Origin of the sequence: Kitasatospora sp. NPDC086801 (genome assembly GCF_044745805.1) — a bacterium.
In the GTDB taxonomy this organism is placed as follows: Bacteria; Actinomycetota; Actinomycetes; order Streptomycetales; family Streptomycetaceae; genus Kitasatospora.
On the sequence record NZ_JBIVAX010000004.1, the window covers coordinates 206,049 to 219,331 of the forward strand.

Below are 13,283 nucleotides of genomic sequence, written 5' to 3' on the forward strand. Positions count from 1 at the left end.
AGCGGGCGGCCAGGCTGGAGCCGCGACCTCGGAGGGAGCGAAGTCATGTCGGTAGTTGCGTTCGCGCAGTTGCTTCTGCCTGACTCGCCGTACGCCATGTGGGTCCGGGGAGAACTCGGCGAGTATCTCCGGCTCCCGGATGACGGCACACGGGTTGAGGTGATCGGAGGGGAGATCGTTGTGTCACCAGCCCCGGTGTACCTCCATGAGGGGATCCTCACGGACATTCAGGAGTCGGTGCTGGCAGGCAAAATCGCTGACGCGACGTTCCAATGGCGCGCCGTCCGGACGGTCAACCTGGACCTGGTCGAGATCGAGGGCGGTTACATCCCGGACATGGTGATCGTGCGCAGGGACGTCGATGCAGAGAAGCGGGCCAAGGATGTGTTGTACGTCCACCCGGTCGATCTTGAGCTGGTGGTGGAGGTGACCTCCGCGTCCAACGCGCGCCATGACCGGCGCCCCATGTTCGGTCGACAGGTGAAGCCCACCAAATGGAGTGGTTACGCACGCACCGGGATCCCGTACTACCTGTTGGTCGACCGTGACCCGCGGCAGCCCGGCGTCACCTTGTTCGGCGAGCCGGACCGCGGCGAGGGGACCTACCAGGTGCTGGGTCAGTGGAAGTTCGGCGAGCCAGTTCGGTTGCCCAAGCCCTTTGATCTTGAGATCAACACCGGTGACTGGGCCCCTTGGGCTGAGTAGCCCTGTACGAACGCCGCCCGGGACTTCGGTCCCGGGCGGCGGCGTTTTTTGGGGTGGTCAGGCCTGCCTGGGTTTGCGGGCGACGGCGAGGGCCAGGGCCGCGCAGAGGGTGGCGGCGACGGCGGCGAAGCCGCTGACGGCGGGGAGGAGGCCGTAGTGCTGGACCAGGGCGCCGACGATCACGATGGGGAGGGAACTGCCGAGGTAGACGATGACCCAGAGGGCGGAGAGCTCGGAACCGCGGCGCTCCGGGTCCATCGCGGCGGCCGCGCTGGTGAACAGGGAGCGGAAGGCGATGCCCTGGCAGGCGCCGCCGAGGATGCTGCCGATGAAGAGCAGGGCGGGCGTGCCGGTGTACTGGGCGGCGACGACCAGGGCCAGGCCGGCGGCCAGGCCGGTCATGCCGAGGGCGATCACCAGGCGGTCGGAGGTCGGCGGGACGACCAACTGGGCCAGCGCGGAGGAGCCGAGCAGCAGGGCGGCCACGATCGCGCCGGTCAGGTGCGAGGAGGTGTGCAGCAGCTTGGCGGAGAAGGCCGGGGCGAGCGCCAGGTAGACGCCGAACACCGCGTACGAGATGAAGCCGGCCGAGGAGGCGAGCAGGAACTCGCGGCGGCCGGCGACCGGCAGGGCGAGTCGGCGCGGGCGCAGGTGGGCTGGGGTGGTGATGCGGGGCGGGGTGGTCGGCGGGCGGTTGCGGCCGGGCATCCGCGGGTGGACGAGGGCCAGCGGCACGCAGAGCGCCAGCAGGGCGATGGCGTGCAGCAGGAACGGCGTCAGCAGCGGGTCCGCGCCGTTGGCGAGCAGGGCGCCGACCACCGGGCCGAGCGCGACGCCGCCGGCCGAACAGGCCAGGGTGAGCTTGGCGGCGAGCGTGGGGTGGTCGGGCAGCAGGTCGCCGAGGGCGGCCCCGGCGGCGCCGGTGGACAGGCCGACGGCGATGCCCTGGACGGCCCGGCCGGCGGCGAGCTGCCAGAAGCTGCCCGAGGTGGCGAACACGACGTCGCCGGCGGCGGCCAGGGCGACGGCGGGCAGGATCAGGGCGCGGCGGCCGAGGTGGTCGGACCAGTGGCCGACCACGGCGAGCACGGGGACCAGCGCGAACACGTAGATCGTGAAGAGGATCGTGGTGTCGAGCGGGCCGAGGCCGAGACGCTGCTGGAGGAGCGGGTAGATCGGCGTCGCCAGGTTGGCACCGATGAGCATGAACAGCAGGGCGGCGGCGACCAGGCCGACGCGTACGCCCCGCAGGGCGTTCCAGCGGCTGATCGCGGCGAGCTGGAGCTGGGCGCGCGGCGCGAGCTCCAGGGGAAGCAGGGCCTCCGACAGTCGGCGTCCGTCGAGCTGCGCGGTGCGCAGGCCGGAGCCGGCGGGGGAGAGGTCCGCCATGGCAGGGATCTCCTGTGGCCGGGCACCACCGGGGTCGGCGGGGTGTGCCGGCGCGCCCGTCCTGAGGCGCTGTGGTGGTGGCCGCGGTGCGGGGCTCCCTGGTGGAGCGGGTGAGCTGAGTGGGCTCCTCCTGCCCGGGGTCGGGCGGGGAGGGCGAAGGGCTTCGTTGCCCGATGGCCCGTGCGGGGTGTGCACGGTACCGAGTCGAAGGATAAGGGGTGGGCGCACGGTTGCGGCGCGCGCCCCTGGAGGCCGGGCATCGGGGGTGCCCGGCCTATACGCTGAGGTGGTGGATCGGGACGCTGAGCTGATGGGCGGACCACTGGCTGAGGGAGAACGCACAACGATGGCCGAACGACGTCGGAAGAATGCCGGGGCTTCGGCGGGAGAGAGTGCGGCCGAGGCGGTTCTGCCCGCCGACCTGGAGCTTCAGGACCTGTACGGGGCGTTCGCCGCGCACGGGCTGGACGACGAGGACCTGGACGACGCGGCGGTGCTGGTACCGCCGGTGAAGTTGCCCGCCGAGGAGGAGCTGGCCGCGCTGGCGAAGGCCGTACCGATGTTCGGGTACGCGCTGGCGCTGGCCCGCTGGGCCGCCCCGCACCGGGTGGTGGACGAGTTCGGCGACCTGGTGGAGGAGGACCGGGCGCCCGCGGCGCAGCTGCTGGGCCTGGCCCCTGCCGAGGGGGAGGTGCCGGAGGAGGCGGAGGTCGAGGCGATGCGGGCCTGGTCGCTGGCCTGCGACCTGGACCTGGTGGAGATCGGGACGACGGCGGCCGGTGAGCACGTCGCCGTGCCGGGCCCGGATCTGGAGCCCGCCGAGCAGGGGGACCCGGAGACCGTCCTGGAGCTGTGGCTGACCGCCGCCGGGATCGTCCGGGAGCTGGCCGTGGAGGCCGACTCGCTGCCGGAGGAGGAGGCCGCCGAGGAGGGGGCCGCCGAGGGCGGGGAGGCCGGGGAGGAGGACGAGGACGCCCTGAGCGAGGTCGAGGAGGCCCGGGACGCCGCCGCCGAGCTGCTGGACGAGGCGTTGCAGGTGCTGTACGAGACCACCGCCTTCGCCGATCCGGGCAACGAGACCGTGCCGCTGGGAGTGCTGGCCGCGCTGCTGGTGGTCCCGGAGGGCGAGGAGCCGAGCGAGGAGCTGCTGGGCGACATCACCGATGTGATGGTCGCACTGGACCCGATGCTGGGCGACCTGGCCGAGCTGGGCCTGCTGGAGTACCGGCCGATCGACCCGGAGCTGTTCGACGAGGAGGAGGGCCCGGAGGACGAGGAGCCCGCCCTCGTCGGCGAGGCGCCGCTGGACGAGGAGGAGTCGGCGCGCTTCGGGCTGGTCCGGCTCACCCCGCTCGGCCAGTACGGCATCCGGCAGTGGCTGCTGGAGGACGGCTACGACGCGCCGCTGGTCGGCGAGCTGGCCCAGGGCGACGCGGCCGAGCTGCTGCGTGCGGTGTGCGAGGCCGCCAACGTGCTGCCGGACGAGGAGCTGAGGGTCTGGATCACCGGCCGGGAGCCGGTGGCGGCGGCGCGCGAGCTGCTGGCGGCGGCGCGCGGTGACGACGCGTACGCCCCGATGCGGCGGATGCTCGGCGTCTCGGCGCTGAACATGCTGGGCGCGGCCGCCGAGCCGGCCGTGCGGGACGTGCTGGACGACCCCGAGCTGGGCGGCGCCGCCCGGGCCTGGCTGACCTCGAAGGGGGCGACGGACGTGCCGGTGCCGGAGCGGGCGATGGCGCTGTGGACGGTGGTCGACACCTTCGCCGCCCAGCTGCTGGACAGCGGCGGCGACGCCGAACTGCTGCGCGAGCTGATCGCGGACCTGCCGGTGACCGGCAATCCGGCGTCCTACTTCGGCGAGCTCTGGCGGGTCGACCACCCGTACACGGCGGACGTCCTGGAGGCCGTCGGAGAGCTGCACCTGGACCGGGCGGTGGCCAAGGAGGCGCGCAAGGCGGCCTTCAAGGCGCGGTCCAAGGGCTGACGACGGGGCCCACGGGGCCTACGGGACCTACGGGAGATCGAGGGAGCCGTCCTCGGCGAAGGGGAAGAACGGGTTGTGGGCCAGCTCCCAGAGGTGGCCGTCCGGGTCCTCGAAGTAGCCGGAGTAGCCGCCCCAGCTGGTCGGGACCGGCGGCTTGACCACCACGGCGCCGGCCTCGACCGCCGTCTTCAGGGCGGCGTCCACCAGCGCGGGGGACTCCAGGTTCACCGCGAGGGTGACGCCGCGGAAGGCGGGCTCGCCGGTGGCGGGCACGCCCGCGTCGGCGGCCAGCTCCTCGGTGGGGAAGAGGCCGAGCGCCGAGTCGGCGGTGCGGAACCAGACGATCTCCGGGCTGGAGGCGGAGGACCGCTTCCAGCCCAGGTCTTCGTAGAAGCGGGTGCTGCGGTCGAGGTCGGAGACCCCGAGGGTGACGATGCTGATCCGGGCCGGGAAGCTGCTGTCTGCTGTCATGCCGCCAGGGTAGGGAGGGCGGCTGACAACCGCGCGTCCTGACACGGCCTGCGCCGGTGCCCGGCACCTGAGCTGATGACCCGGCAGGTCCCGGGCACTAAGGTGGCGTCGGCGGTGCGGGCGCGAGGACTCGGGGGTGCGGCACAGGATGATGCGGGAGAGCGGCGGCAGGCCTCCGGAGTGGAACGTCGGGCGGACGGCGCCTGCGCGCGTCCCGGACCCGAGGGCCCAGGAGGATCGTCTCGCCGCGGTGGAGGACTTCTCCCGACGGACCCTCGCCGCGGCCGACTTCCCGGTGTACGGCGTGGTCGCCGGACTGGACCGCGGGGGTGACGCTCCGGGCGGTGGCGGTGGCGGGGGCGCTCCGGGCCGTGGCGGGGAGGCACCGGACCGCGGGGGTGACACGCCGGGCCGTGGCGGTGGCGGGGACGCGCTGGCCGCCTTCGAGACCTCCGGCGGCGAACTCGCCTGGGTCGAGGTGCAGTCCGGCGACTGGGGCTCGGCGGCCGGCCCGTACGTGACCGTGCGCACCTACCGGCCGGGCGCCGAGCACGGCGAGGACCTGCCCGAGCTGGAGGACGTGGTCGAGGACGAGCGGGACCGGGTCTACGAGCACCTGGGGGTCGACGAGGGCGACGGGCCCGGCCGGGTGCGGGCGTTGCGCGAGTGGATCACCGTGGACGGCGAGCCGTACCCGGTGGAGGTGCACGAGGACCGGCCGGTGCTCTGGCCGGGCGCGCCGACCGCCGACGGGGCCGGCCCGGTCTGGGCCGGGCGGCTGCGGATCGGCGGGCTGACCGTGACGGTGTGCGGGCGCGGGGTGTCGCCCGGCGGCGTGGAACTCGGCGGGATCGCGGACTTCGAGCCGTACCTGCGCGGCCGGACCGAACTGCTGGGCGCACTGGCCGCCCGGCGGGCCCGGCAGGTCCCGGTGGAGGAGCGCGAACTGCCGCCCGCAGTCGGGCTGGAGGCGCACCGGGAGCTGATCGCGCAGAGCATCGCCGAGTCCGCCGCGATCGAGGCGCAGGTCCGGTCCGGGCGGACGCCGCGGAGCCCGCGCGGGGACGCCTCCGCGGTGCGCTGGGAGGTGGCGGTGCGCCAGCAGATGCGGCTCGCCACCGAGACCCGGGAGGAGGCGACGGCGGCGTTGACCGCGATGGTCAACCACCTCAACCGGCTTGCCCGGCACACGCATTGGCTGATCGGCACGCCGGAGGGCGCGGCGGCCGTCGAGGAGGTCGTCCGGTACACGGTGTTCGCCAGCGAGGTGGCGAGCCTGCCGGCGCAGCGGGCCTGGGAGCAGCTCTCGCGGGAGCGGTCGGGCGGCGGCGGGCCGGAGGTCTGGGAGGAGCACCGGCTCACCGAGCAGCTGTGGCTGTCGGCCTGGGAGCAGTGGCGGACGACGCGGTCGGGGTGACCCCGCCAGGGCGGCCTTGGGCAAAGCAAAGGTCATGTGTCGGTCATCGGTTGGCAAATGGCCTCCTCGGCGTGAGGTGGGCGTCATGCCGGGTTCATCCCCGCGGCGGAGTCTGCTGGGCGTCGGCGCCCCGTCTCGACGCCCCTGCTCACCGCTCAGGAGTTGCTGCCATGTCGCTGTCCCGCCGGGACTTCGTCAACCGTTCCACCCTCGTCGGGGCCGGCGTGCTGATCGCCGGCAGCGCCGAGGTGCTGGCCAGCGCCCCGGGCGCGATCGCCGCCCCGGCCGGTGGCGAGCTGCCGGCCGCGCCCGCCGACGCCGCCGGGACCAACTCGGCCGCCGGCACGGCGATCGGCTACGGCCCGCTGGTGCAGGACCCGGCCGGCCTGCTGTCGCTGCCGAAGGGCTTCTCGTACCGCGTGCTCAACCGGGCGGGCCAGACCAAGCTGCGCACCGGCGAGTTCACCCCGAGCAACCACGACGGCACCTCCGCCTTCGAGGACGAGCGCGGCGGCAACCTGATGGTGGTCAACCACGAGCTGTCCGGCGCGCGGTCCGGCTGGCCCCACCCGGTGCCGCTGACCGAGGGCCACGTCTACGACCCGGGCGCGGCCGGCGGCTGCACCATCGTGCACGCCAAGCGGGACGGCTCGGTCGAGCAGTGGGTCGGCATCGCCGGCACCTCCACCAACTGCGCCGGCGGCGTGACCCCGTGGGGCACCTGGCTGTCGGGCGAGGAGACCGAGGACAGGGCCGGGAAGAACGGCTTCACCAAGGACCACGGCTACATCTTCGAGGTCGACCCCTTCGACGACGACTACAACCGCGACCCGCAGCCGGTCAAGGCCTTCGGCCGCTACGCGCACGAGGCCGTCGTGGTGGACCCGAAGCGCGGTCACGTCTACCTGACCGAGGACGCCTCCAACCCCAACGGCCTGCTGTTCCGCTGGACCCCGCCGGCCGGGTTCAAGCACGGCCGGTACAAGCTGCGCAAGCTCGCCGAGGACGCCGGTGTGCTGGAGGCCTTCAAGGTCTTCGACTCGCGCGGCACGTTCGTCGACGACCTCTCCCGCGCCGACAAGGTCGGCACCGTCTACGGCGTGGACTGGGTGAAGGTCCAGGACCGGGACGCGAAGACCGTCTCGGTGCGCAAGCAGTTCAAGGCGGGCGAGGTCACCCGGGCCCGCAAGCTGGAGGGCATGTGGTGGGGTGACGGCGGCTTCTACTTCGTCTCCAGCTACGCCCGTTCGGAGAGCCCGGTCCAGCACGACGGCCAGGTCTGGTTCTTCAACCCGGCCCGCCGCACCATCACCCTGAAGGTGCTGCTCGGCGTCAACAACGACGTCTCGGGCGACCACGACAACTACGACGGCCCGGACAACATCACCGTCTCGCCGTACGGCGGCATCGTGATCGCCGAGGACGGCGACGGCATCTCGCACCTGTTCGGCGCCACCGAGGACGGGCTGGTCTACCCGATCGCGCGCAACGAGCTGAACATCGGCAGCGCGGCCAAGCCCGAGTTCAGCGAGTTCACCGGCGTGACCTTCTCGGACGACGGCAAGACGCTGTTCGCCAACATCCAGGTGCCGGGCGTCCAGCTGGCCATCACCGGGCCGTGGCGCCGGCTGAACGAGCACAAGCGGGGCCAGGGCTACGGCCAGTGAGCCGCAGCGCGTGAAGCGAGGCTGCCCGCGGACTACTCGTCCGCGGGCAGCCGCAGTTGCAGCATCGCCAGCAGGCGCTGCTGCGGCTGGGCGAGGTCGATGCCGGTCAACTGCTCGGCGCGGCGCACCCGGTAGCGCAGGGTGTTGGGGTGGATGTGCAGGGCGTCCGCGGCGACCCGGACCTCGCCGAGCGCGTCCAGCCAGGCCAGCACCGACTCGGCGAGCCGGGTGCCGTGCCGGCGGTCGTACGCGGCGAGCGCGGTGAGCCGGGGGTCGCGCAGGCCGGAGCGCTCCTGGAGCAGCGCGAGCATCTCGCTGACCAGCACCTCGGCCTGGACGTCGATCAGCGCCGCCACGTCGAGGTCCACCCCGCCGCGGCCCATCGCGTCCAGGATGCGGTCCGCCTGCGCGCGGGACTCCGGCACCTGGGCCAGGCCGTCCACGGTCGAGCCGATCGCGGCGCGCAGCGGGACGCCGAGGTGCTCCCGGGCGGCCGCCACCACCTCGTCCGCCCAGCCGCGCACGGTGGCCATCGGCAGGCCGGGCGGGAGTTCGGGCAGCAGCACGTACACCCGGGACTCGATCGGGGCGAGCAGGGCGGTGCGGTGCCGGGCGGCGGTGTGCACCGAGATCAGGCCGGTGACGTCGGAGCGGTGCAGCGCCTCGGTGGTGTGCGCGCTGTAGGCGAGCACGGTGGCCGGGCGGCGCAGGTCCAGGCCCAGGTGGGTGGCGAGCGACTGCGGGCCGGTGGAGCCCTCCAGCAGGCCGGTGAGCAGGGTCCGGGTGAGCCGGGTGTCGGCGGACAGCTCGCGGCGGCGGCGCACCAGCTGGGCGGCGGCCACCCGGGCGGCGCCGACCAGGGCCGGTTCGGCGAGCGGCGCCAGCGGCTGCGCCCCCTCCTGCACCCAGATGGTGCCGAGCGGTTGCGCCCCGGCCCGGATGCCGATCGCCAGGCGGCGGCGCAGGCCGAGTTCGGGGTGCGGCTCGACGGCGATCGGGGCGTCCGAGGTGCGCAGGTGCTGGAAGATGCCCCACTCGCGGAGCTTGGACAGGTAGGGCTCGGGGCCCTGCCAGCCGAGGATGGAGAGCCGGCGCAGGTCGTCGACCTCGTCCGAGTCGGAGGAGCGGGAGTACGCCAGCACCCGGCTGGAGGTGTCCTCGATCGAGACGATGCCGTTGGTGAGCACGGCGACGGTCTGGGCGAGGGAGAAGAGGTCGCCCGCGTTGGGTTCGGGGGAGCCGGGGGTGTCCGGGGCGTCCGGGCCGGCGATGATCGCGCGGGCCAGCGAGTCGAGGTGCTCCCAGCGGGTCTCGCGGCGGACCGAGAGCAGGGCGACGCCCGCCTCGGTGGCGGCCTCGCGCAGTGCGTCCGCCTGGCCGGGGCCGTCCAGTTTGACCGCGACCGCCGCGGCGCCGGCCCGTCCGGCGGCGCGCAGGGCGGGGAGGGCGGCGCGGCCGCGGGCGCCGATCGCGAGGACGAGTTCGCCGGGGGCGGCGGTCGGCGGGTCCTCCGGGTCGAGGATCGCGACGTCGCGGACCGGGACGTCCAGGCCCTGCGGGGCGGCCTGGAGTTCGACCAGGGGTTCGCCGAGGGACATCAGCAGCCGGCGGAGCGGGAGGCCGGAGGCGGGCGGGAGGCCGGGGGCGGCTGGGGGGCCGGAGGTGGCTGGGAGGCCGGGGGTCGTCATCGGGCCTCCTTCATCCGCTCGGACAATGCCGTGTGGTTGATTTTAGCCGGGCGGACAGCGTCGCGGCCCGGCTTTCGTGAACCGGCGGGTGCCACCGGGTGGCCTCCGGCGAGACGGGCCGTCAAGGGCGCGCTGTGACCGCGCCGTGACCCCTTCGTCGGGCCGGACAACGCCGTACGGGGGAATTTAGCCGCCCGGCCAATCAAGTGGCCCCTGGGGCAGGAATAGCGTTCGTGCTGTGGCCGGCGTGCGACCCGCGCCGGCATCCCCCCGCATCAACGAAGGAGAGCGTGCGCTCTATGGACGCTGTGACCCAGGTCCCCGCGCCGGTGAACGAGCCGGTCCACAGCTACGCCCCGGGCAGCCCGGAACGGGCCCGTCTGGAGGCCAAGCTGAAGGAGCTGGGCGGCCAGGAGCCGGTCCAGCTGACCATGACGATCAACGGTGAGCGCCGCATGGGCGGCGGCGCCGAGATCCACGTCGTCCAGCCGCACAACCACGCGGCGAGGCTCGGCACCCTGCGCAACGCCACCCAGGCCGACGCGCAGGAGGCCATCGACACTGCCCTGGCCGCGGCCCCGGCCTGGCAGGCGCTCTCCTTCGACTCCCGCGCCGCGATCTTCCTCAAGGCCGCCGACCTGCTGGCCGGCCCCTGGCGCGAGACCCTGGCCGCCGCCACCATGCTCGGCCAGTCCAAGACCGCCCAGCAGGCCGAGATCGACACGCCCTGCGAGCTGGTCGACTTCCTGCGCTTCAACGTCCACTTCGCCCGCCAGATCATGGCCGAGCAGCCGATCTCCTCGGACGGCGTGTGGAACCGCAGCGACCACCGCCCGCTGGAGGGCTTCGTCTACGCCATCACCCCGTTCAACTTCACCGCGATCGCCGGCAACCTGCCGACCGCGCCCGCGCTGATGGGCAACGTGGTGCTCTGGAAGCCGTCCCCGACCCAGCAGTACTCCGCGCACCTGCTGATGCAGCTGCTGGAGGAGGCCGGCCTGCCCAAGGGCGTCATCAACATGGTGACCGGCGACGGCCTGGACGTCTCCGCCGTGGCGCTCAAGCACCCGGCGCTGGCCGGCATCCACTTCACCGGCTCCACCGCCACCTTCCAGCACCTGTGGCGCTCCGTGGGCGAGAACATCGCGGGCTACCGCACCTACCCGCGGATCGTCGGCGAGACCGGCGGCAAGGACTTCCTGGTCGCCCACCCGTCCGCCGACCCGGCCGTGCTGAAGACCGCGATGACCCGCGGCGCCTTCGAGTTCCAGGGCCAGAAGTGCTCGGCGCTCTCCCGCGCCTACGTCCCGGCCTCGATCTGGGCCGGCCTCAAGGACGAGTTCGCCGCCGAGGTCGAGGGCCTCACCATGGGCGACGTCACCGACCTGGCGAACTTCATGTCCGCCGTGATCGACGACCGCGCCTTCGCCAAGAACAAGGCCGCCATCGACCGCGCCCAGGCCGACCCCGAGGTCGAGGTCCTGGCCGGCGGCACCTACGACGACTCGGTCGGCTACTTCGTCCGCCCGACCGTCCTGGTCTGCGAGGACCCGGCGGCCGAGTACTTCCGCGAGGAGTACTTCGGCCCGATCCTCGCCGTGCACGTCTACCAGGACGACAAGTACGACGAGATGCTGGCCCAGATGGAGTCGGCGTCGGCCTACGGCCTGACCGGCGCGATCATCGCCCAGGACCGCGCGGCCGCCCAGGACGCCATGCACAAGCTGCGCTTCGCGGCCGGCAACTTCTACATCAACGACAAGCCCACCGGCGCCGTCGTCGGCCAGCAGCCCTTCGGCGGCGGCCGGGCCTCCGGCACCAACGACAAGGCCGGTGCCAAGCAGAACCTGGCGCGGTGGACCTCGACCCGCTCGGTCAAGGAGACCTTCGTCCCGCCGACGGACTACCGCTACCCGCACATGGGCTGAGTGCCCCTCCCGACCGCTCCGGTCACCTGACCGTCCAGGTCACGTGGCCGCGCCGGTCACCTGACCACTCCGGTCGCCTGACCACTCGGTCACCCGCGACGCCCGGCCCCGCAGCCGGGCGTCGCCCGCCGGGGCGGCGGTGCACACCCACCCGCCGCCCGCCGCCCCGGCCCCCTTCTGCCACCCTTAGAAGCACCAGCTCCAGGAGTCACGATGCTCCGTTCCGCCCTTCTCGCGGCCTCCCGGTCGCCGCAGGTCCGCACCGTGGTCGAGAAGTTCCCGCCGACCCACGCGATAGTCGAGCGCTTCGTCGCCGGTGACGTCCTCGACGACGCCGTCACCGCGACCGACGACCTGATCGCCACCGGCCGCAAGGTCACCCTGGACCACCTCGGCGAGGACACCCAGGACGCCGCCCAGGCCGCCGGCACCGCCGAGGCCTACGAGCACCTGCTCAAGGCGCTCAAGGAGACCGGCCTCGCGGCCGGCGCCGAGGTGTCGGTCAAGCTGTCGGCCGTCGGCCAGTTCCTCCCGGTGGACGGCGAGAAGATCGCGCTGGAGAACGCCCGCCGCATCTGCGAGGCCGCCGCCGACGCCGGCACCACGGTGACCCTCGACATGGAGGACCACACCACCACCGACTCCACCCTCGCCATCGCGCGCGAGCTGCGGGCCGACTTCCCCTGGCTGGGCGTCGTGCTCCAGGCCTACCTGCGCCGCACCGAGGCCGACTGCCGCGATTTCTCCGGCCCCGGCTCCCGCGTGCGCCTGTGCAAGGGCGCCTACAAGGAGCCCGAGTCGGTCGCCTTCCAGGGCAAGCACGAGGTCGACCTCGCGTACGTCCGCGCGCTCAAGGTCCTGATGGCCGGCGAGGGCTACCCGATGATCGCCTCGCACGACCCCAACATGATCAAGATCGCCGGCCAGCTCGCCCAGTGGAACGGCCGCAAGCGCGACTCCTTCGAGTACCAGATGCTGTTCGGCATCCGCCCCGAGGAGCAGCTGCGCCTCGCCGGCGAGGGCAACACCATGCGCGTGTACCTGCCCTACGGCCAGGAGTGGTACGGCTACTTCATGCGCCGCCTCGCCGAGCGCCCGGCCAACCTCACCTTCTTCCTGCGCGCCATGGCCACCCGCGGCTGACCCGCGCGCCCGCTCGACGACGGCCCGCGCTCCTGGAGGAAGGGGGGTGCGGGCCGTTTCGCGTGTCAGAGGAACGGCTCGGTGTCCAGCTCGAAGCCGAAGGGGTCGGGCAGCGGGAGTGGCTCGCCGAAGGCGGCCAGGTGAACCTCGGTGTACTCCTCGCGGTGGGGCTTGCTGAAGAGGCTGACCCGCGACTTCTCGCGGTCGATGAGGAGGTAGAGCGGTGCACGGTGGGTTTTCACTCGATGGCGTGAGTTCGAGGCCGGGCGGATCGCCTCCGGCGACACGCTGCGGCGGGTCGGCGGGGCGATCGAGGAGTAGCGAACTCCCTGACCGGAACCGCCTTACAGCGGCCGGTGCATGACGTGCAGGCCGACGTAGCCGTCGACGGGGTGGTGGAAGGCTTCGGGGACGGTGCCGACGATGTCGAAGCCGAGGGACCGGTAGAGCTTCACGGCGTGGTGGTTGTTGGCGACGACGGCGTTGAACTGCATGGCGCGGTAGCCGTTGGCGCGGGCCCAGTCGAGGGTGTACTCGGCCAGGGCCCGCCCGAGGCCGCGGCCGTGCTGCGCCGGGTCGACCATGTAGCTGGCGCTGGCCACGTGCGCGCCGTTGCCGGGGCGGTTGCGGGTCATGTTGGCGGTGCCGACGACCGTGCCGGCCTCGTCCACCGCGACCACCGTGCGGTTGGGTGCGGCGAGTATCCACCACTCCCGGCCGAGGTCGGAGGAGAGGTCGAGGGGGTAGGGGAAGGTCCCGCCGGCGGCGACGATGGCGTGGAAGAAGGGCCAGATGGCCGACCAGTCCTCGGGGGCGGCTTCGCGGATGAGCATCCGCTCAGCATGATCCACGGCGGGCGGGGCGGGCCACTGGTTTTCCGGTGCGCGTCCT

The 13,283-nt window shown here is 73.2% G+C and carries 11 protein-coding genes; 6 read left to right on the forward strand and 5 right to left on the reverse strand.

Annotation, left to right across the window (positions count from 1 at the left end; translation table 11 throughout):
- The first annotated feature begins 45 nt into the window (after positions 1-45).
- Positions 46-705: a Uma2 family endonuclease gene (locus ACIPLC_RS07805; protein ID WP_400472055.1), complete on the forward strand. Its 660-nt coding sequence runs from the start codon at positions 46-48 to the stop codon at positions 703-705.
- Between the two features lie 57 nt (positions 706-762).
- On the opposite strand, the gene ACIPLC_RS07810 is transcribed toward ACIPLC_RS07805, so the two are convergent.
- Complete coding sequence (locus ACIPLC_RS07810; RefSeq protein WP_400472056.1) at positions 763-2,094, reverse strand: MFS transporter; 1,332 nt, start codon at positions 2,092-2,094, stop codon at positions 763-765.
- A 346-nt stretch (positions 2,095-2,440) separates the two neighbouring features.
- On the opposite strand from ACIPLC_RS07810, the gene ACIPLC_RS07815 reads away from it, so the two are divergent.
- Positions 2,441-4,078 (forward strand): hypothetical protein, encoded by a 1,638-nt coding sequence (locus tag ACIPLC_RS07815; RefSeq protein ID WP_400472057.1) that lies wholly within the window; start codon positions 2,441-2,443, stop codon positions 4,076-4,078.
- 27 nt (positions 4,079-4,105) lie between these two features.
- On the opposite strand, the gene ACIPLC_RS07820 is transcribed toward ACIPLC_RS07815, so the two are convergent.
- Positions 4,106-4,549 (reverse strand): VOC family protein, encoded by a 444-nt coding sequence (locus ACIPLC_RS07820; RefSeq protein WP_400472058.1) that lies wholly within the window; start codon positions 4,547-4,549, stop codon positions 4,106-4,108.
- A 250-nt stretch (positions 4,550-4,799) separates the two neighbouring features.
- Here ACIPLC_RS07820 and ACIPLC_RS07825 point away from each other — a divergent pair, with 250 nt between their 5' ends.
- Both ACIPLC_RS07825 and ACIPLC_RS07830 read left to right on the forward strand, forming a co-directional pair.
- Entirely contained in the window at positions 4,800-5,966 is a 1,167-nt protein-coding gene (locus ACIPLC_RS07825) for a hypothetical protein (RefSeq protein WP_400472059.1), read from the forward strand.
- A 170-nt stretch (positions 5,967-6,136) separates the two neighbouring features.
- Entirely contained in the window at positions 6,137-7,633 is a 1,497-nt protein-coding gene (locus ACIPLC_RS07830; protein WP_400472060.1) for an alkaline phosphatase PhoX, read from the forward strand.
- A gap of 32 nt (positions 7,634-7,665) precedes the next feature.
- Here the strand turns inward: ACIPLC_RS07830 and ACIPLC_RS07835 are convergent, their stop codons facing one another.
- Positions 7,666-9,321, reverse strand: a complete 1,656-nt coding sequence (locus tag ACIPLC_RS07835; RefSeq protein ID WP_400472061.1) for a PucR family transcriptional regulator — start codon at positions 9,319-9,321, stop codon at positions 7,666-7,668.
- A 299-nt stretch (positions 9,322-9,620) separates the two neighbouring features.
- On the opposite strand from ACIPLC_RS07835, the gene pruA reads away from it, so the two are divergent.
- The gene (gene pruA / locus ACIPLC_RS07840; protein ID WP_400472062.1) at positions 9,621-11,249 is read left to right on the forward strand and encodes an L-glutamate gamma-semialdehyde dehydrogenase; all 1,629 of its coding nucleotides are present in this window, start codon (positions 9,621-9,623) and stop codon (positions 11,247-11,249) included.
- A 213-nt stretch (positions 11,250-11,462) separates the two neighbouring features.
- Positions 11,463-12,392 (forward strand): proline dehydrogenase family protein, encoded by a 930-nt coding sequence (locus ACIPLC_RS07845; protein WP_400472063.1) that lies wholly within the window; start codon positions 11,463-11,465, stop codon positions 12,390-12,392.
- Positions 12,393-12,457: 65 nt separating this feature from the next.
- On the opposite strand, the gene ACIPLC_RS07850 is transcribed toward ACIPLC_RS07845, so the two are convergent.
- Positions 12,458-12,634 (reverse strand): hypothetical protein, encoded by a 177-nt coding sequence (locus ACIPLC_RS07850; protein ID WP_400472064.1) that lies wholly within the window; start codon positions 12,632-12,634, stop codon positions 12,458-12,460.
- A 102-nt stretch (positions 12,635-12,736) separates the two neighbouring features.
- The gene (locus ACIPLC_RS07855) at positions 12,737-13,225 is read right to left on the reverse strand and encodes a GNAT family N-acetyltransferase (RefSeq protein ID WP_400472065.1); all 489 of its coding nucleotides are present in this window, start codon (positions 13,223-13,225) and stop codon (positions 12,737-12,739) included.
- Between the last annotated feature and the right edge of the window lie 58 nt (positions 13,226-13,283).